The sequence below is a fragment of the Ruegeria sp. BHSA118 genome (assembly GCF_059613405.1).
In genome coordinates this window covers 1-1,398 of sequence record NZ_JBXWSM010000160.1, presented here as the reverse complement: position 1 = coordinate 1,398, position 1,398 = coordinate 1, and the positions used below count along the sequence as shown (strand labels likewise).

At 55.8% G+C, this 1,398-nt stretch carries 1 protein-coding gene; it reads left to right on the top strand.

Annotated features, from left to right (window positions below; translation table 11 throughout):
- Window positions 1-1,398: hypothetical protein (locus AC2FNN_RS21630; protein WP_496760581.1), on the top strand; the 1,398-nt coding region annotated here is incomplete at both ends.

The following is a 1,398-nucleotide window of genomic DNA, read 5'->3' as shown; positions in this document are numbered from 1 at the left end:
GGACTGGACACCCCGGGCCTCGTTGGAGCAGGGGTTGGAAGCAACAATCGCCTATTTCAAACGCATTTTCACGGCAGCAACCAAATATGCTGCCCAACCGCAATGAAGCAAACGGAAATAGCAGGCCGGCCACATTGGCTGGTCCCCCTGCTGTTGCTGGGCGCAACCATTGCCGCCTGTCTTGTGGTGCTGGCGGTCAATCGCGGTCCGCTCGTCTATTTTGATACCGGCAGCTATTTCCGACAGGGCAACGTCGCGCTCACAATGATTCTTCCCGAGCCGGCGCAGCAAGACGAGGGCACCGCGCAAAACTTCGGCACGGCCAAAAAGGCAGATGACGATCAGACCGCCGGCGGTTCGCGCTCAATCGTTTATGCATTACTGGTTGCCATGTTCTGGCGGGCGGATGTGTTGGGCGGTGTCGCGCTGGTGCAAATGGCGCTGGTACTTTTGTCTGTTTGGCTGGCGATGCGCACGCTGCAGCGCAGTGCGCCTTCGGGGCGGAGCACCGTTCAACTTGTGGCCCTTCCCTTGCTTGTGGCGGCGACAACCTCACTACCATTCTACGTAGCCTACATAATGCCCGATATTTTTGCCCCGGTGATGCTGATCCTTATCGCGGCGGTCGCTGCAGCGGGGCGACATATGAAAGTGACAGAAACGTTGAGTGTTTTGGCGCTTGGCGTATTTTCTGTGGTTCTGCATCCATCGCATCTGGGTATCGCGGTCTTGTTGTTTCCGCTGACCGTACTGGCCGGTATCCTGCGTATTGGTCACGGCCGCTGGCTTGCCGCAGGGTTTGCGATTTGCCTGGTGAGTTTTGCGGTCGCCGAACGCAAGGCGTTCGAGGTTGCCGTTGAAACCGTGACTCACAAGGAAGTGGTTTATACGCCGCATATCACGGCCCGGCTAATCGTGGATGGCCCCGGGATGGCGTATCTGGATGACGTCTGCCCCAACTCTGAACTGGCAACATGTGCCCTGCACGAAGCGTTGTCTTGGTCTGACGACCCTTACCGCCTGACGGCATCACATATCATCTTTGAACGCTCTAAAAAACTTGGCTCCTTCCGATTGATGTCGGCTGAGGATAAGCAGGTCGTTGCTTTTGAACAGCGTCAATTCTTCCTGAAGGTTCTAACGGCGCGCCCGTTTGGGGCAGCGTTTGCACTGGGAAAAAACGCTACGAAACAGATTGTTACCAACAGTGTGGTCATGACAATTCCGAACGAGAGCATTCTGCGGAATGTAAAAACCCTGTCGCGGCTTCCGGAAGATCGGCTTGAGTTTCTGGACAGCACCCAGCTGTCTCAGGAACAACCCTGGCTCAAGTCCGTGAATACAGTTCATTCAATCATCTATCTGATTTCCGGAGCCCTGGTGATCGGACTGCTTCTC